Origin of the sequence: Mycobacterium sp. TY815 (genome assembly GCF_030755135.1) — a bacterium.
GTDB lineage: Bacteria > Actinomycetota > Actinomycetes > Mycobacteriales > Mycobacteriaceae > Mycobacterium.
Genome location: NZ_JAUFRX010000002.1, coordinates 44,600 through 66,530 on the forward strand (window position 1 = coordinate 44,600; position 21,931 = coordinate 66,530).

Consider the following 21,931-nt stretch of genomic DNA (forward strand, 5'->3'; position numbering starts at 1 on the left):
GTCAGCGTGTCTTCTCGTTCGGAATCCCGGCCTCGGCGAGCGCCTTGAGCATCAGCTCGGCGACGCTGCGGTGAGCCTCGAAATTCCAGTGGATGCCGTCCGGATTGGCGCGCCCGCTCATGACCTCCTCGGCAACCGCCGCCTTGAGATCGACCAGCGGAATGTTCTGCTCCTCGGCCCACTGCGTGATCGCCGCTACGGTGCCGTCGCGCCCGTGGTGCGCCTTGCCGTAGGTCTCGGCGATATGCACCGACGGCAGCGACGCCACCACCGGGATACCGGGGCGGTTGAAATCAATTGCGCCGCGAGTCTTTTCGAGGTAATACGCGGTAAGTTGCGGCGGCAGTGCCGATCTGGCCACCGGCGACAGCCGGGGCTGCAGCCAGCCGTAGCCGTCGCGCACCCAGCGCCGCAACCGCGGCGGCCGCACGTAACGGATAAGCTCGCGCACTGCCGTGGGCCACACCGACGGCAGCGAGTCCATGCCACTAGTGGCGAAGACCACCGCACCGGCCTTGGGCAACGCCGCCCAGGCCCGCGGGTCCTGGGTGGCGGCCCACCACACGTCCCGGCAGGTCCAGCCGATCCGGCCGATCAACTCCACGTCCCAATCAAGTTGCGCACCAACAATATTGGGCCAAATGCGCGGATCGTCGGCAGGCAGCCCGCCAGTGGGGCCGTAATAGGACAGCGAGTCGGCGAAGATCAAGAGGGTGGGCCTGGCCCCGGAATCAGAGGACGTCATTGGCCACCTGCGCCGACGCGTTCCATACGTCCAGTCGCCACCGGATGTCCTCGAACCCGGCGTCATCCTCCGAGTGGCCGCTCAGCTGGACCCAACTGCAGTTGCCCATCCCGCCCAGAATCGGCCAGTTGGCGACCGGGATCTTCAGCAGCGCGGCCGACAGCGCGGCGATCAGGCCTCCGTGGGCGACCAGCACGATCGGGCGCTCGGGCGCGCCCGGCCCACCCCACTCCGGTGCGGCGGCAACCAGTTCGGCCACCAATGGCACGCTGCGGGCGGCCACGTCGACCCGGCTTTCACCGCCGTGCGGCGCCCAGCCGGCGTTCTCACGCCACGCCAATCGGGCGCCGGGGACCTCGGCATCGATCTGGGTGTGCGTCATGCCCTGCCAGTCGCCGAGATGGGTCTCGCGCAGCCGCGGGTCGACCTGCACCCCCAGACCGGTCTGCTCGCCGAGCCTGGTCGCCGTGTCGAAGGCACGCCGCAGGTCCGAGGAGACGATCAGCAGCGGTTGCACTTTGCCCAGCACCTCGGCCGCGGCGACGGCCTGGGCGCGGCCCAGTTCGCTCAGGTCGGTGTCGAGCTGACCCTGCATTCGGCTGCCGAGGTTGTAGTCGGTCTGCCCGTGCCGGAGCATGACCAGCCGGCGCGCCCTCATTCCCCGGTCCCGTCGCGTTGGTCGCCGAGGTCGACCGGCACCAGCGGGCAGTCGCCCCACAACCGGTCGAGCGCGTAGAAATTGCGGTCGTCCTGGTGCTGGATGTGTACGACGATGTCGCGGTAGTCCAGCAGTGTCCAGCGGCCCTCCCGGGCACCTTCACGTCGGGCGGGCTTGTAGCCGGCCCGGCGCATCTTCTCCTCGACCTCGTCGACGATGGCGTTGACCTGCCGTTCGTTGGCCGCCGAGGCGATGACGAAGCAGTCGGTGATGACGAGTTGGCCGGAGACGTCGATGACGAGGACGTCGTCGGCCAGTTTCGATGCCGCGGCGGCGGCGGCCACCGTTGCCATGTCGATCGCTTCTTGATGTGCGCTCATGTGCTGTTTCCGGCGGCCACACTGGGGGCGGCCGGGTTCTCGCTCCTCTCGGGGGTTCGGTAGAGGCGTCGCTTGGAGACGTATTGCACGACGCCGTCGGGCATCAGGTACCACAGCGGGCGGCGCTCCAAAGCGCGCTGCCGGCAGTCGGTCGAGGAGATCGCCAGCGCGGGAACCTCCACCAGTGTCAGTGCTTCCTGAGGCAGCTCGCCCAGAACGTCGGTGATGTGGTCGTGGCGAAGCTCGTAGCCGGGTCGACTGACACCTATAAAACGCGCCAGCTCGAACATCTCTTCCCAGCCCTGCCAGGTGAGGATGGACGCCAGGGCGTCGGCGCCGGTGATGAAGTACAGCTCGGCGTCCGCGTTGAGAGTGCGCAGGTCACGCAGCGTGTCTTTGGTGTACGTGGGACCGCCGCGGTCGATGTCGACCCGGCTCACCGAGAACCGGGGGTTGGAGGCGGTGGCGATCACCGTCATCAGATACCGGTCTTCGGCGGCCGAAACCTGCCGGTCCTTCTGCCACGGCTGTCCGCTGGGGACGAAGACGACTTCGTCGAGGGAGAACTTGTGCGCGACCTCGCTGGCAGCAACCAGGTGGCCGTAATGGATGGGATCGAACGTCCCGCCCATGACACCCAGCCTGCGCAGCTGCTTTTGCATGGTTTGCCAGCTTACTGGAGCCCGCGATCAGGCATTACCTGCCGAGGAACGACCGTGGGCCCGCGGCGCCACGCGTCAAGTTCTCAAAAGATCCGATGCCAATATGTCAATGCCTTACACCCGCGCGGGGAATCGTGTAGAAGGAGTCCTGTGGAAAATTCGCTGCCGGCCGCCGTAGATCAGCAAAAAGACTGGAAAGACGCCATGACCCGGCGGTTCTACAGCCGTTCCGTGGTCACGGGCGAGATTTCGCTGCCAGCCGTGCCGAGCCTGCTCGACGAGTACGTGGAGATGTGCAGCCGCATCTTCGCCGGAGTGGGCCGCGAGTTCAACGACGAGGAACTCGCCCACCTGCGGACCGTGCTGCAGAACCAGCTGGCCGAGGCCTACTCGATTTCCCAACGGTCCAACATCGTCATCAGCTACAACGCACCCGTGGGCCCGACCTTGCACTATCAGGTCAACGCGCGCTGGTTCACCGTCGCCGAAGCCTACGAGAACTGGATCAGCACCCGCGAACCACCGCTGTTCGGCACCGAGCCGGACGCCCGGATCTGGGCACTGGCCAACGAGGCGGCCGACGCCCGCTCGCATCCGGTGCTCGACATCGGAGCGGGGACGGGGCGCAACGCCCTTCCGCTGGGCCGGCGCGGACACCCGGTCGACGTGGTGGAGCTGACGCCGAAGTTCGCCGAGATCATCCGGTCCCAGGCCCGGGCCGAGGGTCTGGACGTGCGGGTCATCGTGCGCAACGTCTTCGAGACCACCGACGACCTGCGCCAGGATTACCAGCTGATCCTGCTGTCGGAGGTCGTGCCGGACTTCCGCTCGGCGCAACAGTTGCGCAGATTGTTCGAGCTGGCCGCCGCCTGCCTGGCGCCCGGCGGGCAGCTGGTGTTCAACACCTTCCTGCCGCGCTACGGCTACGAAATCGACGACGCGGCACGCGAGTTCGGGCAGCAGGCGTACACGGGCATGTTCTCCCGCCAGGAGTTGGCAACCGCGTCCGAGGGGCTGCCGCTGGAGCTGGTGGCCGACGACTCGGTGTACGAATACGAGCAGGCGAACCTCCCGCAGGGGGCTTGGCCGCCCACCAGCTGGTACGCCGACTGGGTCAGCGGCCTCGACGTGTTCCCCGTCGAACGGGACAAGAGCCCGATCGAAATGCGCTGGCTGGTGTTCCGCAAGACCCGCTGAACCCCGCCAGCAGACGCAAAATCGCCTCGGAGCGCATGCTCCACGGTGATTTTGCGTCTGCTCGGCCAGGGAAAGCTACACCGGCAGCAGCGCGTCGATCACCGAGGCGAGCTGCTTGGCCGAGCGGCACTCGTGCATCGTGATGACTTCCTCATAGCGTGGCACCGCTGAATCCCCGCTGCCCCACAGGTGTCGGGGCTCCGGATTGAGCCAGTGTGCGTGCCGGGCGGCGTTCACCATGTCGGCGAGCACGTCGACGGCCGGGTTGCGGTAGTTGGTTCGCCCGTCGCCGAGCACCAGCAGAGAACTGCGCGGCGACAACACGTTCGGGTTCGCCTGCACGAACGAGACGAAGGCGTTGCCGTAGTCGGAATGACCGTCGCGGGCGTACACGCCGGCTTCCCGGGTGATCCGCTGGATCGCCACCGCCAGATCGGCCTCCGGACCGAACATGTGCGTCACCTCGTCGGTGGTATCGATGAACGCGAAGACGCGGACACGGGAAAACTGTTGGCGCAGAGCGTGAACCAGCAACAGGGTGAAGTGGCTGAAGCCGGCGACGGAACCGGACACGTCGCAGAGCACCACCAGTTCCGGGCGCGCCGGGCGGGGCTTCTTCAAGACGACGTCGATCGGCACGCCCCCGGTGGACATCGACTTGCGCAGCGTTTTACGCAGGTCGATCGTCCCGGCGCGGGAGCGGCGCCGCCGCGCCGCCAGCCGGGTGGCCAGGGTGCGCGCCAACGGCGCCACCACGCGGCGCATCTGCCGCAGCTGCTCACCGGAGGCGCGCAGGAACTCGACGTTCTCGGACAGCTGCGGGATGCCGTACATCTGGACGTGTTCGCGGCCCAGCTGCTCGGCGGTGCGTCGTTTGGTCTCCGCGTCCACCATCTTCCGGAGTTGCGAAATCTTCTGAGCAGCAATAGCTTTCGCTATCTGCTCCTGACTCGGGGTGGGCTCGTCGCCGTAGCGGGCGAGCAGCCCGGCCAGCAGTTTGCCTTCCAGTTCGTCCAGCGCCATCGCCTTGAGCGCCTGATACGACGAGAAGGACGGGCCGCGACTGGAGTTGTACTTGCCGTAGGCCTCCACGATCCGGGCGATCATCCGAACCAGCCGCTCGTCCATGTCGGCCAGGTCCGGGTTGTCGGCGAGCAGGTCCAGCAGCATCTGCCGCATGGCCTCGACGTCGTCGGGAGGCAGCCCGTCCGGGTCGCCGGCGGCGTCCTCGTCCAGCACCACCGCCCGGGCCCCCAGCGCCGCGGGGAACCACAGGTCGAACATGGCGTCGTAGGTGTCGCGGTGGTCGGGCCGGCGCAGCACCGCACAGGCCAGGCCCTCGCGCAGCACCAACCGGTCCTCCAGACCCAGGGTGGCCATCACCCGCCCGGCGTCCACCGTTTCCGAAGGGCCCACCGAGATCCCGCTGGCGCGAAGCGCTTCCACGAACCCGACCAGGTGCCCGGGCAACCCGTGCGGCGCGAGCGGCCGGGAGGGACGGATGCGCCGGGTAGCCATCAGTTCAGCCTCAACTCGCCGGTCGCCCGCTGCTGATCGGACTGGTGCTTGAGCACCACGCCGAGCGTGGCGGCGACGACGGCGTCGTCGATGGTGTCCATGCCGAGCGCCAGCAAGGTACGGCCCCAGTCGATGGTCTCGGCGATGGACGGGACCTTCTTGAGCTGCATGCCGCGCAGCACGCCGATGATGCGCACCAGCTCCTCAGCAAGATGCTCGGGCAGTTCGGGCACCCGCGAGAGCAGGATGCGGCGTTCCAGTTCGGGGGTCGGGAAGTCGATGTGCAGGAACAGGCAGCGACGCTTGAGCGCCTCCGACAGTTCCCGGGTCGCGTTGGAGGTCAGCACGACCAGCGGGGTCCGGGTGGCGGTGATGGTGCCCAGTTCCGGAACCGTCACGGCGAAGTCCGAGAGCACCTCCAACAGCAGGCCCTCGATCTCGATGTCGGCCTTGTCGGTCTCGTCGATCAACAGCACCGTCGGGTCGGTGCGCCGGATCGCGGTCAGCAACGGACGCTGCAGCAGGAATTCCTCGCTGAACACGTCATCTTTGGTCGACTGCCAGTCCCCGGAACCGGCCTGGATACGCAGGATCTGCTTGGCGTGATTCCACTCGTAGAGGGCTCGGGCCTCGTCGACCCCCTCGTAGCACTGCAACCGGACCAGTCCCGACCCGGTGGCCTGGGCCACGGCGCGGGCCAGTTCGGTCTTGCCGACCCCGGCGGGCCCTTCCACCAGCAACGGCTTGCCGAGCCGATCGGCGAGGAAAACCGCTGTGGCCGTGGCGGTGTCCGGCAGGTAGCCGGTTTCGGCGAGCCGGCGTGAGACGTCGGCGATGTCGGCGAACAGCGGCGTGGGCCGAGCGGGCACGGTCACAATGGGGCTCCTTGAAATCTGAGAGATGGGTCAGGCCGGACGGGTCTGGCCGTCACCCCAGACAATCCACTTTGTCGAGGTCAGTTCCGCCAACCCCATCGGGCCGCGGGCGTGGAGTTTCTGGGTGGAGATACCGATCTCGGCGCCGAAACCGAACTGCTCGCCGTCGGTAAACGCGGTGGACGCGTTGACCATCACCGCAGCGGCGTCGACCTGCTCGGTAAACCTTTGCGCTGCAGCAAGATTGGTGGTAACGATGGCTTCGGTGTGACCGGTCCCGTACTCGTTGACATGCGCGATCGCCGCGTCCACTCCATCAACGACCGCGACCGCGATGTCCATCGCCAGGTACTCGCGGCGTAGGTCTTCTTCACCGGCATCCAGATGCACGGTGACGCCCGCCGTCTCCAGCGCGTTCAGCAGCCGCGGCATCGCCTCCCCGGCGATCGCGGCGTCGACCAGCAGCGTCTCGGCGGCGTTGCAGACGCTGGGCCGGCGCGTCTTGGAGTTGAGCAGGATGCGCTCGGCGACGTCGAGGTCGGCGGCCTCGTGCACGTAGACATGGCAGTTGCCGACACCGGTCTCGATGGTGGGTATCTGCGCATCGCGCACGACGGCTTCGATCAGACCGGCTCCCCCACGCGGGATCGCCACGTCAACCAACCCGCGGGCCTGGATCAGGTGGGTGACCGTGGCGCGGTCGGCCGAAGACAGCAGCTGGACGGCGTCGGCGGGCAGATCCTCGCCGACAAGGGCGCCACGCAGCACCGTGACCAGGGCTTCGTTGGACTTCGCCGCCGACGAGCTGCCGCGCAGCAGCGCCGCGTTGCCGGACTTGAGCGTCAACCCGAACGCGTCGACCGTGACGTTGGGGCGGCCCTCGTAGATCATTCCGACCACGCCGAGCGGAACCCGCTGCTGCCGTAGCTGCAGCCCGTTGGGCAGGGTGGAGCCGCGGAGCACCTCACCGACCGGGTCCGCCAATCCCGCGACCTGGCGCAGGCCGGCGGCGATACCGTCGATGCGCTGGGGGTTTAGCGCCAGCCGGTCGAGCATCGCCGCCGGTGTGCCCGCGGCCCGGGCCGTCTCCAGGTCTTCGGCGTTGGCGGCGAGGATCTGGTCGGCGTGGGCCAGCAGTGCGTCGGCGGCGGCGTGCAGCGCGCGGTCCTTGACCAGGGTGGGGGTGGAGGCCAGGATGCGGGCGGCGACCCGGGCGCGGCGGGCGGCGTCGTGCACCTCTTGGCGCAAGTCGGGCAGCACCGGTGCTTGCAGACTCATTACCCCAGGGTATCGGGCTTTCGCAGACCGGGCGCGACCGCGGTCGCTGCTTTGGCGCGTTCACGGCGGGTCAAACGTGCCTTGCTCTGCCGCTCGTCGATCAGCCGGCCCAGATCCTGCAGCAGCATCGGCTTGTCCATCACGATCTTCTCGAGATGTTCGCGCTCGATCTCCAGCGCGGTCACCTCTTCGAGGGCATAGGCGCCGGCCAGATTGGGCTGCCTGGTCAGCGCGGTCACCCCGATGAACGATCCCTCGGTGAGGGTAGCGAAGGGCAGCACGGCCCCATCAGCGTCGGTCACCGTCAGTTGCACGCTGCCGGACACGATGAAGGCCATCGCGGTGGGCACCGTGCCCGCGTACTGCACGATCTCGTCGGTGCCGTACCGCAGGATCTTGGCGTAGGGGGCCAGAAACTGCTGGTCGGCCAGGGTCAGCCGCAGTTCGGATGCGACAACGGTGCGCAACGCTTTCATGACCCGCTCCGGTGTCGAGAAGTCGTCGGCCTCGCCGTCCAGATGCAGTTCCCAACGTCGCGCGGCGTACCAGATCCATCGCACGAACGTGGACTGGGTGGCGCCCTCGTCCGCCGGAGAGTGGACCCGGACCGTGGTGCGGTACTCCCCGGCGCCCAGCGCGACCGACGACGGCGTGGTCCCGGGCATGATCAGCGGCAGAGCACTGGCCACCAACGTCAGCATCTCGCACACCTTGTCCGGCGGATCCGACGTCGCGAACGTGGTATTGATCGAGCACTTGTGCGGGCCGGGCGGGCGGCTGAGGTTGGTGAACGCGGTGGTCGCCAGCATCGAGTTGGGCATGATCCGCAGGCCGCCGCCGGTCTGGATATGCACGGCGCGCCAATTCACCTCGATGACGCGGCCCCGGGCGGTCTGCGTGTCCAGCCAATCGTTGATCCGGAACGGCTGCTCGAAGAGCATGAACAGGCCGGACACGATCTGGCCGACCGAATTCTGCAGCATCAGGCCGATGACCACCGACGTGATGCCCAAGGCGGTGAACACCCCGCCGACCCGCACCCCCCAGATGACGGACAGGATCACCGCCAGTCCGACGCCGATCAGGGCGAACCGTCCGACGTCGAGGAAGATCGCCGGAAGTCTCTTGCGCCAGCTGTCTTCAGGCGCGCCTTCGAAGATCGTCGCGTTGAGCCCGGACAGCAGCAGCACCAGCACCAGGAAGCCGAACACGGTGGTGAGAATGCGGACCGGGATCTCGCCTGCCGAGATCTGCGACGCCTTCACCAGGATCAGGAGCAGCGCCCCGAGCGGTAGCAGCCAGTTGCGGATCACCCCGACCTGGCGGGCCAGCCGATTACCCCGGCGGGCGAGGATGTGGTGCAACTCGGTGAGCAGGATCAGGCAGACCGGAAATCCGATCGCCACGCCGATCGCCCAGTAGAACCAGTCCGAGTTGAAGAAGTTCATTACCGCTCCGACAACCGGTAAATGGCCTGCTCTTCTCCACCGACGGAAATCGTGCCGGCCGGCGTGAACTGGCGCGTGTCGCGCATCGCCTCATACACCTGGGATGCGACGTAGATGCCGGGTTGCGGTGAGCCGCTGTGCATCTGATAAGCCAGGCTGACCGCGGCGCCCCACATGTCGAAGACGAGCCCGGATTTGCCCACCAATCCACTGACCACATTGCCCGTGTTGATGCCCACCCGCAGGCGCAATACGTGCCGGCTCTGGCTGTTGAAGCGCTCGATGATGCGCCGCATCTCGAGCGCAAACTCCACACTTCGGTGAATGCTGTCCAGACGTGGCGTGACGACCCCGCAGCTGGCCAGGTAGCCGTTGTGGAAGGTGCGAATCCGTTCCACCCCAAGAGATTCGGCGGCCGCGTCGAACTGGCGGAACAGGTCGTCGACGATGCCGACCAGTTCGTCGCTCGCGACCTCGCTCGAGATCTCGTCGAGCCCGACGATGTCGGCATAGATGATGGCGACGTCCTGGTGCTGCTGCGCGATGGTCCCTTCACCCTCGCGGTACCGCTGTGCCACCGACTCCGGCATCAGCGCGAGCAGCAGCCGGTCGTTTTCCCGGCGCTGCTCGTTCAGCAGTTCTTCCTTGATCGCCAGGTTCCGGCTCATCTCGTTGAACGCGCCTGTGAGATCTCCGATTTCGTCACGCGAGGTGATCGGGATGTTGACTTCGTAATCGCCGGAGCTGATCTTCTGTGCACCCTTTTCGAGGCGGCGCAGCGGACGCACCGCCGCCTGGGCGATGACCATGGCTGCCACCGAGATGGCGAAGACCATCGCCGCGACGGCGACGGCAAGCGCCTTGGTGAAGCGTCCGATCCGCGCGAAGGCATCGGAGTCGTCCCGGGTCGCCAGGACCGACCACTGCAGATCGGAATTCGGGATGCTCAGCGGCGCGTAGGCTTCCAGTTCTTTATTACCGGTGTAGTCGCTGCCGATCGTTACCCCGGTCTCACCACGCTGCGCGGCCTTCAAACCGGCGCTGCGCACGGGTTGCACCAGCGTCGTACCGCCCAGTCGAATGGCCCGGTCCGCCACATCGGGAGCGGTGCCGGCCGCGATCACCTCGCGCCGGTACTCCTTCGGGTCCTCCAGGAAAAGCCGTGAATCAGAACGCATCAGACCGTCGGGACCGGCAAGGTAAGTCTCGGTCGCCGCGCCCATGCCGGCGGCCTGCCACTGCTTGTTGGCGGTCATGATGTAGTTGATCTTGGCGATCGGCACCGGCAGCGCCATCACGCCGTCGAATCTGCCGTCCAGACCGATCGGCGACACCACCCATGCGGTCGGCACGTCGAGCTGGGGCTGGTACGGCTCGAAGTCGGTGATCCAGACGAACTCAACGTCGTTGGAGCGCAACGCTTTCAGATACGCCTCACGCAGATTCGATTCGCGGTACGGCCCGGTCAGGATGTTGGTGCCGAGGTCGGGACCCTTGTCCACGGTGTAGACGACATTGCCGTCCATGTCGAACAGCAGCGCGTCCCGGTAGTTGAACCGGCTGACGATGCTGCGCATGTAGTAGTCGAAGCGGGCGTTGGCGGCCGTCCAGGCGCTGCCGTCGCCCGGATCCACCGGCGGGTCGGTGTTGGGCTTGGTTACGGCGGTGTAATTGGCCTGAAGGTACTTCTCGGCGTTGGTTTTCGGCAGCAGCGCGTTTAGATCGAGCTCTTCCCCCGTCACCCGCTGAATGGGTTTGATCATCTGATCTTGGTAGTAGTTTGCGAGCGCCTGTTGCTGTGGGCCGCTGATCGTCGCGTTGTTCAGTTGATTGAAGCCGGCCGTCAGAGCGATGACGGCCTGGTCGATGCTGAAGCCCCCGCTGTAGACGATCAGTGAGTTCGTCACCTCGCGGAACAACGCCTCGATCTGCCGCTTCTGCGACTCGCGCAGTTCGATGAGTCGCTCGGACTCGACCTCGCGCAAGGCGTTGCGCCCGGAGATGGCGCCGATGTAGCCGATAACAGCGATGGACAGAATGCTCGACAACAGCAGCGCGACGAGGATCTTGGACTGAATGCTGATCTTGAAACGGAAGCCTGGCAAAAGACGGCGGACGCGCTTCTTAGCCGGAGCGCTCAGCGCCTCCGATTCCGATTCTGTTGGCTCGCCCGACGTCAATCGGCTTCCCTTCTGCCTTGTCCCGGGTCTCCGATCACGCTGCACACTAGCTCTCTGACCGGTGGATATCGGCGTTTTGCGGGAAGTGACGTCGGCACGTGTCCGAGAATTCACCGTTCGGTGACGCCCGGCTTTCAGTGGATGGCGTGCTGCCAATCCACCACAAACCGCCGCGCCGGGTCCGAAGGGTCGACCGCACAAGGAAGTTCGAGCCCGACCGCAAGAGAGGGCACGTGATCGTCCGGTATTGATTGGACGCTGCGGCCGACGATCGGCGCCAGGTTCGGGAATCGAAGCTCCATCTCGATGACATATTGCGGCGCGTCGAGCAGCTCAGGCATCGCGGTGGCCTCTCTCCCCAAGCTGCGCAACGTGTTTCCGGTCGAGGCGAACGACCTGAGCACGCCCGGCACGCGCCGGCCCGATGCGAGCAGCTGCGCTGCCGACGCCCACTGGCCCGAGGCGGCACCGTGCCGCTGCTTGTGCTCGTTGTACGCCGCGGCGAGGGCTGCGGTACTCGGGGGCTGGGCCGCCCCGTGCACCCGTGCGCCCGGGTCGATCCGGACCTTGTCCGGCTTGGTGGAGTCAACCTCGACGGAGACGACCAGACCGGGCTGGACGGCGGGCATCTGGATCGGATGGACCGCCTGCCGCACCGTTACCTCGTACGGTTCGCGGCCGGGGAGCTCGACGCTGAGGTTGATCTTGCAGACGTACCGGTCGTTGATCACCGTGCCGGTCGACTGCACCGACAGGATGCGTGCGACTCCCGTCAGCGCCGGGCCGGTGAACCGGGGCCTCCTGAGGCGATAGAGGCTGACGCCGATGAACACCAGCACCAGAGCCGGGATTCCCCAGCTCAGCAGGGGGGTCACGATTTCCATGGCGGCACGGTAGCTTGGGCTCGGCGGCTACCGTGCCCAAGTTTTCGGGCGGCCATCTACTGTCGACAACATGTCTACGCGGGTGTGCGTGGTGGGCAGCATCAACTGGGATCTGACGCTGGACGTCGCCAGTCTGCCGCGTCCGGGTGAGACGGTGTTGGCGTCGTCGCTGGCGTACGCGCCCGGCGGCAAAGGCGGCAATCAAGCGGTGGCGGCGGCGCGCGCCGGCGCGCGGGTGCAGTTCGTCGGCGCGGTCGGTGACGACTCCGCCGGTCCACAGTTGTTGGCGCATCTGCTGGCTGCCGGTATCGACGTGGACGGCGTCGCCCGCCGGCAGGGCCCCAGCGGGACGGCGATCATTGTGGTGGACGGCGACGGGGAGAACACCATCGTGGTGGCGCCCGGCGCCAATGCCGCGCTGTCGGTGTCTGAAACTTCGGTCGCTGATTGCGATGTGTTATTGACCCAGTTGGAGATTCCGGTGCCGGCGGCCCTGGAGGCCGCGCGGCACGCCCGGTCCGCTGGCGCCGTGGTGATGGTCAATGCCTCGCCTGCGGGACAGCACGGCGATGCGGTGGCCGAACTGGCCGGCATCGCCGACGTGGTGATCGTGAACGAGCATGAGGCGGGTCATTGGCCCTGGCGCCCTGCGCATTTCATTATCACCCTGGGCGCGCGGGGTGCCCGTTACCTCGGTCCCGATGGTGAGTTCGAGGTTCCCGCGCCGGCCGTGACGGCGGTGGACACCACGGGCGCCGGCGACGTGTTCGCGGGAGTTCTGGCCGCTGACTGGCCTGCTCGTTCGGGATCCCCCGCCGAGCGGCTGGTCGCGTTACGGAGGGCGTGTGCGGCCGGCGCTTTGGCCACATTGGTGCGCGGTGCCGGTGATTGTGCCCCGGGCGCCGCCGAGATAGACGCCGCTGCCTTGGGAGTGCCGTCGCCGTAGACCGTGGAACGCGACGACAGGGAGTCGACCGGCCGACCCGGTCGCCTGCTGAATATCAGGCGCGCCGACCGGCGCGTTCTGCGAAGGCGTCCAGCGCGTACAGAACTTCCGGCGCGCGCCACGCTCGATTGCGGGTCTGGTCGGTGAACTCAACGATGATCCCGTACCCGGCGAGAGGTTCCAGGTATCGGTACACATTGGTCATGGGTATCCCGAGTTCATCGCTGATTAATTGGGCATTGACCACAGGGCGTTTCATAAGCAAGTCCGCCACGCGATAAACGGCCGAGTCACGACGAGCTTTGATCTTCGACTCCCATCCTCCTCGTACCGTTCGGAGGTCGGCAACTAGTTCTCGACCGTTCACGACGGCCAGCATCGAAGCCATAGCTAATCGTTCAACTATCGGTGCGGGATCACCGTCGCGATAGGCGGTCAGTGCATCGAAATATGCAGTGGTGTCGGTTAGCAGTCCCGCTGAGACAGGGACGGTGACCTGCCGGGCCAGCCGTTTGTTGCGCAGCATCGACTGGATCATCGCTCGGCCGGTGCGCCCGTTGCCGTCGGGGAACGGGTGGATGGTTTCGAATTGTGCGTGCGCAATCGCGATCTGCGGAAGGACCGCTATGTCAGCGCGTTTGGCAAATTGGATTAGGTCATCGATGGCTGCCGGAATTTTATCGTGATGCGGTGCAATGAAATCGGCGCCGCGCGGGCCGAAGTTGCCGCCGCCGATCCACACCTGCTCCGTGCGCCATTTGCCGGCGATACCTGGCTCGCTCTCGTGCATCAGCGCGTCATGCATGGCTAAAATTGCGTCACCGCTTATCTGGCCGGCCAGGTCGACAGCCGCTTGCATCGCTCTGGTATTAGCGACGATCATCGACGCGTTGAGACGCTTGCTGGTCCCGAGCGTCTCGGCTTCGGCGATTACGCGCGCATTGGCGGTTAGGTTCTCAATTTTGGAGCTGGCCGCCGATTCTGTGCGCAGCAGCACCGAAGCGAAGGGAGCGATTTCACCACCAAGTTCTGTATCGAACCGCGCGATCTCCTGGGCGGCTTCCTCCGCGTCAGCCAGCACGCCGGAAGGCAAGCTGACGTCTAAGTCCCCGATCTCGGCCGGAATGGCGGCTTGGTACTGACCGGACTGACGAAGGGCGGCACGCAGGTCCGAGCGCCCGTAGCCGACCTCAACGGGCGTCTCCCAAATCAGCGTCTCGTATGCCACTCTGGTGCCTGAGTTAACTGATGACACGGGCAAATTTTATCATCACTTAGATCGCTAACTGATAATAAGAGGGTTGGGCGCTATCACTTCGGGCTTGCCGAAAGATGACTCAGCCTTCGGGTACCTCACGCTCGATCTCATCGAGCCATATCCGCGCGGACATGTCGGACGGAGCACGCCAGTCCCCACGGGGCGAGAGCGAACCGCCATGAGAGACCTTGGGGCCGTTGGGCAAAGCCGAGCGCTTGAACTGGCTGAACGAGTAGAACCGCTGCACGAACACCTGCAACCAGTGCCGGATTTCCGACAACGAGTACGACGGCCGGTTGCTCTCGGGGAAGCCGGGCGGCCACTCGCCGCGCTCCGGGTCACTCCATGCATGCCAGGCGAGGAACGCGATCTTGGACGGCGTAAAGCCGCGCCGCAACACCTGAAACAACGAGAAGTCTTGCAGCGCATACGGTCCGACTTTCGCCTCGCTGCTCTGCAACTCCTCCTCCTCGCCGGCCGGGACGAGTTCAGGGGTGATTTCGGTGTCCACCACCGACTGCAGCACGTCGGTGACATCCTTCTCGAACTGGTCCGAGGAGATGACCCAGCGGATCAGGTGCTGGATCAGTGTCTTGGGAACCCCGCCGTTGACGTTGTAATGCGACATCTGGTCGCCCACACCGTATGTCGACCAACCCAGCGCAAGCTCCGAGAGATCACCGGTGCCCAGCACGATGCCGCCACGCTGGTTCGCCAGCCGGAACAGGTAGTCGGTACGCAAGCCGGCCTGCACATTCTCGAAGGTGACGTCGTACACCTTCTCGCCACGCGCAAAGGGGTGGCCGATCTCCTCGAACATCCGCTTGGCGGTCTCGGTGATGTCGATCTCCTCGAACGTGATGCCGAGTGCCTCACCCAACTTGATGGCGTTGTTCTTGGTGTGCTCACCGGTGGCGAACCCCGGCAGGGTGAACCCCAGAATGTCGCTGCGCGGCCGGCCCTCCCGGTCCATCGCCTTGGCCGCGACGATCAACGCGTGGGTCGAATCCAATCCTCCCGAGACGCCGATGACCACCTTCGGATAGTCCAGCGCCCGCAGTCGCTGCTCCAGCCCGGCCACCTGGATGTTGTAGGCCTCATAGCAATCCTGTTCCAGCCGTTCGCGATTGGACGGTACGAACGGGAAGCGCTCGATGTTGCGCCGCAGACCGATATCGCCGTCGGGCGGGTCGAGGCGGAATTCGATCCGGCGGAAGGCATCCGTGACCACCCGATGGTGGCGCCGATTGTCGTCGAACGTGCCCATCCGCAACCGTTCGGAGCGCAGCAACCCGGTGTCGACGTCGGCGACCGACCGCCGCTCGCCGGTGGGGAATCGCTCCGAGGACGCCAACTCGGTGCCGTTCTCCCAGATCATGGTCTGGCCGTCCCACGCCAGGTCGGTGGTCGACTCGCCCGCCCCCGCCGCCGCATACACGTAGGCGGCCAGACACCGCGCGGACGCCGAGCGGGCCAGCAGGCAGCGGTCGTCGGCCCTGCCGATGGTGATCGGGCTGCCGGACAGGTTGGCCAGCACGGTCGCCCCGGCCAGGGCCGCCTCCGCGCTGGGCGGCACCGGCACGAACATGTCCTCGCAGATCTCGACGTGCAGCACGAAGTCCGGCAGGTCCGACGCGGTGAACAGCAAGTCCGGACCGAACGGCACATCGCTGCCGGCGATCCGGATGCTGCCGCACTCACCGTCTCCCGGTGCGATCTGCCGGTATTCGTAGAACTCCCGATACGTCGGCAGATAGGACTTGGGCACCACCCCGAGCACGGCGCCGCGATGGATGACGACCGCGGTGTTGTAGATGCGGTGCAGGTGGCGCAACGGGGCGCCGACCACCAGCACCGGCAGCAGGTCGGCAGACGCGGTCACGACCTCACTCAGTGCCTCTTCCACGGCGTCCAGCAGGGCATCCTGCAGCAGGATGTCTTCGATCGAATATCCGCACAACGTGAGTTCCGGGAACACCGCCAGGGCCACGCCGTCGTCGTGACACTGGCGCGCCAACCCGAGAACCGACGCAGCATTGGCGGCCGGGTCGCCGATCGAGGTGTGGTGCGTGCACGCGGCGACGCGCACGAACCCGTGCCGGTATGCGGAGTAGAAGCTCATCGCCCTCCATTCTCGCGTTACTGTCGCATTGCCGACGTCGAGGTCGGATGACGGGGTGCCAACTAGTGCATAGTCTCGATGGAGTGGAATCTCCCGAACTCATCGCGCTGCTGTCCGGTCGCCGGATCGCGGTGCTGACTGGCGCGGGCCTTTCCACGGACTCCGGCATACCCGATTACCGAGGACCTGACTCCCCACCCAGCAACCCGATGACGATCCGGCAGTTCACGTCCGACCCACAATTCCGGCGGCGTTACTGGGCGCGCAACCATCTGGGCTGGCGGCATATGGACAACACACAGCCCAACGCCGGGCACCGGGCGCTGGCCGCGCTGGAACGCGGCGGCGTGGTCAATGGAGTGATCACCCAGAACGTCGACCTGCTGCACACCAAGGCCGGCAGTTCCCGCGTCATCAATCTGCACGGCACCTACGCCCAGGTGGCCTGCCTGAGCTGCGGCCACCGCATGAGCCGCGCCGTGCTGGCCGAGCAGCTCGAGGCGCTCAACCCCGGATTCATCGAGCGTTCCGAAGCCGTCGGCGGCCTGGCGGTGGCGCCGGACGCCGACGCCGTCGTCGCCGACACCGATTCATTCCGCTACCTCGACTGCCCGGTCTGCGGCGGCATGCTCAAGCCCGACATCGTCTACTTCGGTGAGAGCGTCCCCAAACACGTTGTCGATCAGGCATACTCACTCGTCGATCAGGCCGATGCGTTGCTGGTGGCCGGTTCCTCGCTGACGGTGTTCTCCGGATACCGGTTCGTGCGCCACGCCGCCGCCAACGGCATCCCGGTGGCGATCGTCAACCGAGGCCGCACCCGCGGGGATGACCTGGCCACCGTGACGGTCCACGGCGGCTGTTCGGAGATGCTGACGTTGCTCGCCGGCGAACTGGGGGTCAGCGCGCCCTTCTGACCTCGGCGACGAACTGGCGGCCACGGTTGTCCACCACCTGCCACGAGTACGGGCCGATGAGCCGCGGGTGACCCAGCATGTAGACCGCCTGCCGGGCGTCCTGCTCGCGTTCGATGTTGTCGACGCGCATGCCGTGAGATGTCGTCAAAGCCCACATGGTTCTCTCCGATTCTGGCTGAATTCGCTGATGCGAAGAGCTTTTCGGAGGCGCCTGTGCGGATCCTCGGGAGATCCTCAACGTTTTCTAGAAGCGGATTTCGGGAAGCGACCGCCGGGGCACAGTGCGCCACGAGCGTTCGCGACTGTAGTCCTCTGCGGCCCCGCTGTCAGAAAGTGCAGGGCATGCTGCGGATCGCGTGAATGAAATTGCCCGGGACATACACCGGTTCGCCCGCCTGAATCTCGGGCAGCTGAGCCAGCAGTTCACCGAAGATGGCGCGCAACTGTGCCCGCGCCACGTGCGCGCCGAGGCAGAAGTGCACGCCGCCACCGCCGAATCCGACGTGCGGGTTAGGGCTGCGACTCAGGTCGAAGCGACCCGGTTCGTCGAAGGCCTCGACGTCCCGATTGCCGGATGCGTAGAACATCACTACCTTGTCACCCGCCCTGATTTGTTGTCCGCCGAGCTCGAAATCGGTTGCGGCGGTGCGGCGGAAGGTCATCACAGGGGTGGCCCAGCGGACGAATTCCTCGACCGCGGTTCCGATGCGATCCTCGAAAGCCGCATGCAGCCAGGCCCTTTGGTCCGGAAAGTCGGTGAGCGCCTTGAGGGCGTGGCTGGTGGTCTGCCGGGTGGTGTCGTTGCCCGCCACAGCCAGCAGCACGAAGAAGGCGGCCACGTCGGCGTCGGAGAGCCGGTCGCCGTCCACCTCGGCGTTCACCAGCGCACTGAACAGGTCTTCGCCCGGATTCTCCCGGCGCTCCGCGGCCAGCTGACCGGCCACCTGGTGCAGGTACATCTGGTTTTCGAACACCACCTGCAGCGGTTCGCGGCCGGCGAGGTACTCCGGATCGGCCCAGGACACCAGGGCGTCGGCCGCGTGCGCGACCTGCTGCCGCTCGGATTCGGGAATGCCCACCATGTCCGACAACGTCCGGATCGGCAGCTCCTTGGCGCAGTACTCGACGAAGTCGGCGCCGCTGCCGGCCTCCCGCAACTCCCCGACGATGGCCTTGGCGTTGGACTGGATGGACTGTTCGATCCGGCGAACCTGCCGGGGCGTAAATGCCGCGCTGACCAGCTTGCGCAGTTTGGTGTGTCGCGGCGGGTCCATCGCCAGGAAGGACTGCGACGCTTCGAGCAGTTCCTCCGGGATGCTGGCGAACATCACGCCCTTGCCGGACCGGAAGACGTCGTTGTTGCGGCTCACCGCGACGATGTCGGCGCGTCGCGTCACCGCCCAGTACCCGGGGTCGTCGGGGTCGTCCATCAAGGTGTCCTTGACCGGGGAATGCCAGCTCACCGGGCGTTCGGCGCGCAGCACCGCGAACGAGCGTTCTCGATCCTCGGCGGTGGTCGACCAGAACTCGGGCGAGGACAGGTCGATCGCGTCGTAGGTCCGGTCACTCGCGCACGTCGCTGTCATCTGGTCCCTCCATCGACACCCTGGCTGATCAACCCGACCATATGACTAGACACATTGTCTAGTCAATATGTCCCCGTTGCCGCTAAGCTCGTCTGATGCCGTCGGTCACCCGTAAGCCGCAGGGGCGCCAGGGACGCCAGCAGCGGCGCGAGCACATGGAGAGCCGGCTGCTCGACGCCACCGAACGGCTGATGGGCGAAGGGGCCAGCTTCACCGAACTCAGCGTCGACCGCCTGGCCGGTGAAGCCGGTATCTCCCGGGCCAGCTTTTACATCTACTTCGAAGACAAGGGCCACCTGCTGCGCCGGCTGGCCGCCGCCGTCTTCGACGACCTCGCCGCGGCCGGGGACCGGTGGTGGTCAGTGGCCGACCGGCGTGAACCCGACGACCTCAAGGCGGCGATCGCCGGCATCGTCGCCACCTATCGCCGCCACCAGCCGGTGCTGGTCGCGCTCAGCGAAATGGCCGGCTACGACCCGGCTACCGCCAAGACTTACCGCGACCTGCTGACAGCGATATCGCAGCGGGTGACCGGCGTCATCGACAGCGGCCAGGCCGACGGCTCGATCCGGCCCGGCCTCTCTGCACCGGCCGCCGCCAGCGCGCTGACCCTGATGGTGGAGCGGGCCTGCCAGCTGCACCTGCCCGTGCAGCCGCCGGACTACGACGCCCAGCTCACTGACACGCTGGTCGAAATAATCTGGGCCGCTTTGTATCTCAAGCCTGCAGACTAGACGGCCACCAGGTCGTCGGCGTGCACCGCGGGGCGGCGCAACTCTCCCGGCAGATCCGTGGTGGAGCGACCCATGATCGTCGCCAGTTCGGCCGCGTCGTACGCCACGACGCCGCGCGCCACCACCGTGGCGTCCGGTCGGCACAGTTCGACGACGTCGCCACCGAAGAACTTGCCCGACACCGCGGTAATGCCCGCGGGCAGCAGTGAGCGGCGCTGCCCGAGGATGGCACGCACCGCCCCCTCGTCCAGCGTCAGCGAGCCGGTCGACTCGGCGGCGTAGCGGACCCAGAATCGGCGGGCCGACATCCGCTCGGGCCGGGGAGCGAACACGGTGCCCACCGAGGCATCGGCGAGCGCCGTCGCGGCATCCGCGGCCGGCGCCAGCAACACCGGCACCCCGGCGTCGGCCGCCAGCAACGCCGACGACATCTTCGAGGCCATCCCGCCGGTACCGAGATTGCTGCTCTGTCCGGCCACCACGCCGTCCAGGTCCTGCGGACCGGTCACCTCCGGAATGAATCTGGCGCCCTTGAACTTTCGCGGGTCAGCGTCGTAGAGGCCGTCGATGTCGGACAGCAGCACCAGGGCGTCGGCACCGACCAGATGCGCCACCAGCGCCGACAGCCGGTCGTTGTCGCCGAAACGGATCTCGTTGGTGGCCACCGTGTCGTTCTCGTTGACGATCGCCACCGCACGCAGCGCGCGCAGCCGGTCCAGCGTGCGCTGGGCGTTGTTGTGCTGCACGCGCATGGCGATGTCGTGCGCGGTCAGCAGCACCTGGCCCACGGTGCGGCCGTACCGGGCGAACGCCGCGCTCCAGGAGTTGACCAAGGCAACCTGCCCGACGCTGGCCGCAGCCTGCTTGGTGGCCAGATCCTTTGGCTTACGGGCCAATCCGAGCGGTTCCAGGCCGGCGGCGATGGCGCCGGAGGAGACGATGACCACGTCGGAGCCCGCCTGCATCCGTGTCTCGATCGCATCGGCGAGTTCGGCCAGCCGTCCAGCATCGAACATGCCCGACTCGGTGGTCAGCGCGGTCGTGCCCACCTTGACGACGACGCTGCGCGCAGTGCGGATTCGTTCGCGATGCTGACTGGTCATCAGCTGTCGTCGCGCTCCCGACGTTGCCGCCGGGCGGCTTTGCGCTCGGCGGCACCCACCCGGTCGCTGCGCTCGAGTCGCACGTCGGTGCCGCGGCCGGTCAACGGAACCTGGCCTCCCGCAGGGGTTTGCGGCTCCCAGTCGAACGTCATCTCACCGATGGTCACCGCGCAGCCGGGGCGGGCGCCCAGCCGCAGCAGTTCGTCCTCCACGCCCAGACGGGCCAATCGGTCGGCAAGGTAGCCGACCGCCTCGTCGTTGTCGAAGTTGGTCTGGCCGACCCAGCGCTCGGGCCGCGAGCCGGTGACCACGAAGCCGCCCTCGCCATCGGGCTCCACGGTGAAGCCGCTGTCGTCCACCGGCACCGGACGGATCACCGGGCGCCGGGGTATCACCACCGGTCGCGCGGCGTTGTACTCCGAGACCATCTGCCACAGCCCGAAGATCAACGGCTGCAACCCTTCCCGGGTGACCGTCGACACCAGGAACACCGGCCAGCCGCGCTCGGCGATCTCGTCGCGGACGAACTCGGCCAGCTCGCGCGCCTCGGGCATGTCGATCTTGTTGAGCACCACCGCGCGTGGCCGCTCGGCCAGATCGCCCAGCACAGCGTCCCCTTGCAAGGTCGGGGTGTAGGCCGCCAGTTCGGCTTCCAGCGCGTCGATGTCGGAAATCGGGTCGCGTCCCGGTTCGGCGGTGGCGCAGTCCACCACGTGGACCAGCACCGCGCAGCGCTCGATGTGCCGCAGGAAGTCCAGTCCCAGACCACGGCCTTCGGAGGCGCCGGGGATCAGCCCCGGCACGTCGGCGACGGTGAAGGCATGCTCGCCGGCCGACACCACCCCGAGGTTGGGAACCAGCGTGGTGAACGGGTAATCGGCGATCTTGGGTTTGGCCGCCGAGATCACCGACACCAGTGACGACTTACCCGCCGAGGGGAACCCGACCAGGCCGACGTCGGCGACGGTCTTGAGTTCGAGGGTGAGATCGCGCTCCTGCCCCGGTTCCCCGAGCAGCGCGAAGCCGGGGGCCTTGCGGGCGCGGGACGCCAGAGCGGCGTTGCCCAGACCGCCGCGGCCACCGGCGGCGGCTTCGAAGCGGGTGCCGGCGCCGACCAGGTCGGCCAGCATCCGGCCGTTTTCATCCAGGACCACGGTGCCGTCGGGGACCTTGATTTCCAGGTCGGCGCCGGCGGCACCGTCCCGGTTGTTGCCCATCCCCTGCTTGCCGGACTGCGCGGTGACGTGCGGGCGGAAATGGAAGTCGAGCAGGGTGTGCACCTGCGGGTCGACGACGAAGATGATGCTGCCGCCGCGGCCGCCGTTACCGCCGTCCGGGCCGCCCAGCGGCTTGAATTTCTCGCGGTGTACCGACGCGCAACCGTTGCCGCCGGAACCCGCTCGCGTGTGAATAACGACCCGATCGACGAATCGAGGCATC

General features: G+C 66.8%; 20 protein-coding genes. 4 read left to right on the forward strand and 16 right to left on the reverse strand.

The window, feature by feature from the left end:
* Nucleotide 1: 1 nt before the first annotated feature.
* Genes octT through nadD form a run of 4 tightly spaced genes read right to left on the reverse strand, consistent with a single transcriptional unit; the run spans nucleotide 2 to nucleotide 2,445 of the window.
* On the reverse strand, nucleotides 2–745 hold the full coding sequence (gene octT, locus QXK92_RS19975) for a diglucosylglycerate octanoyltransferase (protein WP_306244583.1): 744 nt from the start codon (nucleotides 743–745) through the stop codon (nucleotides 2–4).
* Nucleotides 732–1,403, reverse strand: a complete 672-nt coding sequence (gpgP, locus tag QXK92_RS19980; RefSeq protein WP_306244584.1) for a glucosyl-3-phosphoglycerate phosphatase — start codon at nucleotides 1,401–1,403, stop codon at nucleotides 732–734. Before gpgP ends, octT begins: the two co-directional genes overlap by 14 nt.
* The gene (rsfS, locus tag QXK92_RS19985; RefSeq protein ID WP_306244585.1) at nucleotides 1,400–1,783 is read right to left on the reverse strand and encodes a ribosome silencing factor; all 384 of its coding nucleotides are present in this window, start codon (nucleotides 1,781–1,783) and stop codon (nucleotides 1,400–1,402) included. Before rsfS ends, gpgP begins: the two co-directional genes overlap by 4 nt.
* Entirely contained in the window at nucleotides 1,780–2,445 is a 666-nt protein-coding gene (nadD, locus tag QXK92_RS19990; protein WP_306244587.1) for a nicotinate-nucleotide adenylyltransferase, read from the reverse strand. The genes rsfS and nadD overlap by 4 nt, the downstream gene beginning before the upstream one ends.
* Nucleotides 2,446–2,649: 204 nt before the next feature.
* Here nadD and QXK92_RS19995 point away from each other — a divergent pair, with 204 nt between their 5' ends.
* Nucleotides 2,650–3,642 (forward strand): bifunctional 2-polyprenyl-6-hydroxyphenol methylase/3-demethylubiquinol 3-O-methyltransferase UbiG, encoded by a 993-nt coding sequence (locus QXK92_RS19995; protein ID WP_306246343.1) that lies wholly within the window; start codon nucleotides 2,650–2,652, stop codon nucleotides 3,640–3,642.
* Nucleotides 3,643–3,717: 75 nt separating this feature from the next.
* Here the strand turns inward: QXK92_RS19995 and QXK92_RS20000 are convergent, their stop codons facing one another.
* From QXK92_RS20000 to QXK92_RS20025, 6 genes are all read right to left on the reverse strand, one after another.
* Entirely contained in the window at nucleotides 3,718–5,160 is a 1,443-nt protein-coding gene (locus tag QXK92_RS20000; protein ID WP_306244590.1) for a VWA domain-containing protein, read from the reverse strand.
* The gene (locus tag QXK92_RS20005; RefSeq protein ID WP_306244591.1) at nucleotides 5,160–6,035 is read right to left on the reverse strand and encodes a MoxR family ATPase; all 876 of its coding nucleotides are present in this window, start codon (nucleotides 6,033–6,035) and stop codon (nucleotides 5,160–5,162) included. Before QXK92_RS20005 ends, QXK92_RS20000 begins: the two co-directional genes overlap by 1 nt.
* Nucleotides 6,036–6,065: 30 nt before the next feature.
* A complete protein-coding gene (locus QXK92_RS20010) occupies nucleotides 6,066–7,313 on the reverse strand; it encodes a glutamate-5-semialdehyde dehydrogenase (RefSeq protein WP_306244592.1) in 1,248 nt (415 codons plus the stop codon).
* On the reverse strand, nucleotides 7,313–8,761 hold the full coding sequence (locus tag QXK92_RS20015; RefSeq protein WP_306244594.1) for a mechanosensitive ion channel domain-containing protein: 1,449 nt from the start codon (nucleotides 8,759–8,761) through the stop codon (nucleotides 7,313–7,315). The genes QXK92_RS20010 and QXK92_RS20015 overlap by 1 nt, the downstream gene beginning before the upstream one ends.
* Entirely contained in the window at nucleotides 8,761–10,941 is a 2,181-nt protein-coding gene (locus QXK92_RS20020; protein ID WP_306244595.1) for an adenylate/guanylate cyclase domain-containing protein, read from the reverse strand. The genes QXK92_RS20015 and QXK92_RS20020 overlap by 1 nt, the downstream gene beginning before the upstream one ends.
* Nucleotides 10,942–11,075: 134 nt before the next feature.
* A complete protein-coding gene (locus tag QXK92_RS20025; RefSeq protein WP_306244596.1) occupies nucleotides 11,076–11,825 on the reverse strand; it encodes a hypothetical protein in 750 nt (249 codons plus the stop codon).
* Between the two features lie 70 nt (nucleotides 11,826–11,895).
* Between QXK92_RS20025 and QXK92_RS20030 the strand changes: the two genes are divergently transcribed.
* A complete protein-coding gene (locus QXK92_RS20030; RefSeq protein WP_306244598.1) occupies nucleotides 11,896–12,771 on the forward strand; it encodes a ribokinase in 876 nt (291 codons plus the stop codon).
* 55 nt (nucleotides 12,772–12,826) lie between these two features.
* On the opposite strand, the gene QXK92_RS20035 is transcribed toward QXK92_RS20030, so the two are convergent.
* Nucleotides 12,827–14,026 carry a Fic family protein gene (locus tag QXK92_RS20035; RefSeq protein WP_306244600.1) on the reverse strand — a complete coding sequence of 400 codons (1,200 nt, stop codon included), beginning with the start codon at nucleotides 14,024–14,026 and terminating at the stop codon, nucleotides 12,827–12,829.
* A gap of 82 nt (nucleotides 14,027–14,108) precedes the next feature.
* Entirely contained in the window at nucleotides 14,109–16,151 is a 2,043-nt protein-coding gene (locus QXK92_RS20040; RefSeq protein WP_306244601.1) for an NAD(+) synthase, read from the reverse strand.
* 47 nt (nucleotides 16,152–16,198) lie between these two features.
* Here QXK92_RS20040 and QXK92_RS20045 point away from each other — a divergent pair, with 47 nt between their 5' ends.
* Entirely contained in the window at nucleotides 16,199–17,068 is an 870-nt protein-coding gene (locus QXK92_RS20045) for an NAD-dependent protein deacetylase (RefSeq protein WP_306244602.1), read from the forward strand.
* Here the strand turns inward: QXK92_RS20045 and QXK92_RS20050 are convergent.
* A complete protein-coding gene (locus tag QXK92_RS20050; protein ID WP_306244604.1) occupies nucleotides 17,052–17,216 on the reverse strand; it encodes a hypothetical protein in 165 nt (54 codons plus the stop codon). The two genes, QXK92_RS20045 and QXK92_RS20050, sit on opposite strands and share 17 nt — an antisense overlap.
* A 178-nt stretch (nucleotides 17,217–17,394) precedes the next feature.
* Nucleotides 17,395–18,654, reverse strand: a complete 1,260-nt coding sequence (locus QXK92_RS20055; RefSeq protein ID WP_306244605.1) for a cytochrome P450 — start codon at nucleotides 18,652–18,654, stop codon at nucleotides 17,395–17,397.
* A gap of 95 nt (nucleotides 18,655–18,749) precedes the next feature.
* On the opposite strand from QXK92_RS20055, the gene QXK92_RS20060 reads away from it, so the two are divergent.
* Nucleotides 18,750–19,388 (forward strand): TetR/AcrR family transcriptional regulator, encoded by a 639-nt coding sequence (locus tag QXK92_RS20060; protein ID WP_306244607.1) that lies wholly within the window; start codon nucleotides 18,750–18,752, stop codon nucleotides 19,386–19,388.
* On the opposite strand, the gene proB is transcribed toward QXK92_RS20060, so the two are convergent.
* On the reverse strand, nucleotides 19,385–20,491 hold the full coding sequence (gene proB, locus QXK92_RS20065) for a glutamate 5-kinase (RefSeq protein WP_306244608.1): 1,107 nt from the start codon (nucleotides 20,489–20,491) through the stop codon (nucleotides 19,385–19,387). The two genes, QXK92_RS20060 and proB, sit on opposite strands and share 4 nt — an antisense overlap.
* Nucleotides 20,491–21,930, reverse strand: coding sequence for a GTPase ObgE (gene obgE / locus QXK92_RS20070; protein ID WP_306244609.1), 1,440 nt, complete (start codon nucleotides 21,928–21,930; stop codon nucleotides 20,491–20,493). Before obgE ends, proB begins: the two co-directional genes overlap by 1 nt.
* Nucleotide 21,931: the final 1 nt, after the last annotated feature.

Excerpts from the sequence above, each read along its gene's own strand:
- octT (WP_306244583.1), bottom strand. The coding sequence starts at position 745 with ATGACGTCCTCTGATTCCGGGGCCAGGCCCACCCTCTTGATCTTCGCC.
- gpgP (WP_306244584.1), bottom strand. The coding sequence starts at position 1,403 with ATGAGGGCGCGCCGGCTGGTCATGCTCCGGCACGGGCAGACCGACTAC.
- rsfS (WP_306244585.1), bottom strand. The coding sequence starts at position 1,783 with ATGAGCGCACATCAAGAAGCGATCGACATGGCAACGGTGGCCGCCGCC.
- nadD (WP_306244587.1), bottom strand. The coding sequence starts at position 2,445 with ATGCAAAAGCAGCTGCGCAGGCTGGGTGTCATGGGCGGGACGTTCGAT.
- QXK92_RS19995 (WP_306246343.1), top strand. The coding sequence starts at position 2,650 with ATGACCCGGCGGTTCTACAGCCGTTCCGTGGTCACGGGCGAGATTTCG.
- QXK92_RS20000 (WP_306244590.1), bottom strand. The coding sequence starts at position 5,160 with ATGGCTACCCGGCGCATCCGTCCCTCCCGGCCGCTCGCGCCGCACGGG.
- QXK92_RS20010 (WP_306244592.1), bottom strand. The coding sequence starts at position 7,313 with ATGAGTCTGCAAGCACCGGTGCTGCCCGACTTGCGCCAAGAGGTGCAC.
- QXK92_RS20015 (WP_306244594.1), bottom strand. The coding sequence starts at position 8,761 with ATGAACTTCTTCAACTCGGACTGGTTCTACTGGGCGATCGGCGTGGCG.
- QXK92_RS20025 (WP_306244596.1), bottom strand. The coding sequence starts at position 11,825 with ATGGAAATCGTGACCCCCCTGCTGAGCTGGGGAATCCCGGCTCTGGTG.
- QXK92_RS20030 (WP_306244598.1), top strand. The coding sequence starts at position 11,896 with ATGTCTACGCGGGTGTGCGTGGTGGGCAGCATCAACTGGGATCTGACG.
- QXK92_RS20040 (WP_306244601.1), bottom strand. The coding sequence starts at position 16,151 with ATGAGCTTCTACTCCGCATACCGGCACGGGTTCGTGCGCGTCGCCGCG.
- QXK92_RS20045 (WP_306244602.1), top strand. The coding sequence starts at position 16,199 with ATGACGGGGTGCCAACTAGTGCATAGTCTCGATGGAGTGGAATCTCCC.
- QXK92_RS20055 (WP_306244605.1), bottom strand. The coding sequence starts at position 18,654 with ATGACAGCGACGTGCGCGAGTGACCGGACCTACGACGCGATCGACCTG.
- QXK92_RS20060 (WP_306244607.1), top strand. The coding sequence starts at position 18,750 with ATGCCGTCGGTCACCCGTAAGCCGCAGGGGCGCCAGGGACGCCAGCAG.
- proB (WP_306244608.1), bottom strand. The coding sequence starts at position 20,491 with ATGACCAGTCAGCATCGCGAACGAATCCGCACTGCGCGCAGCGTCGTC.
- obgE (WP_306244609.1), bottom strand. The coding sequence starts at position 21,930 with ATGCCTCGATTCGTCGATCGGGTCGTTATTCACACGCGAGCGGGTTCC.